Origin of the sequence: Vibrio sp. HENC-03 (assembly GCF_000305755.2) — a bacterium.
In the GTDB taxonomy this organism is placed as follows: domain Bacteria; phylum Pseudomonadota; class Gammaproteobacteria; order Enterobacterales; family Vibrionaceae; genus Vibrio; species Vibrio owensii.
Window position 1 is genome coordinate 247250 of sequence record NZ_JH976079.1, and the last position, 377, is coordinate 247626.

Below are 377 nucleotides of genomic sequence, written 5' to 3' on the forward strand. Positions count from 1 at the left end.
AGCCTTGCTCGACACTCGCAAAGCTTTGGTGCTGATAGTCTTGATGTGTTCCAGTAGGTTTAGGCGCCTTTGGTGTGGTTAGTCTCTGCGAGGCTGATTCTTGCAGGATGAGGGCGGTTTTACTTATTTTGGCTTGGGCAGTTAGGGACACTCGCCAGTCTAAGCAAGTGCCCAAGATCGCCAGTAGTGGGTGGCTCGGTGCTTCGTCGTCGCTCCGCAACTCCTTATCCCTACGGGGTTAAGTCTCATCACCTCCAAACAAACCACCAACTGGCTTGAGTTCTATGTCTTGCTCTTGGCGCTGCGCATATTGTTCGTAAGGTGAGCACGTCACATAGAAATTGGACTCTCCGCGAGACAGCTGGACGAGGCAATCG

1 protein-coding gene is annotated in these 377 nt (G+C 52.5%); it reads right to left on the bottom strand.

Annotated elements, in window-relative coordinates:
- The coding region (locus VCHENC03_RS27995; protein WP_232310324.1) for a hypothetical protein at window positions 1–220 on the bottom strand (220 nt) is incomplete at its 3' end.
- Window positions 221–377: the final 157 nt, after the last annotated feature.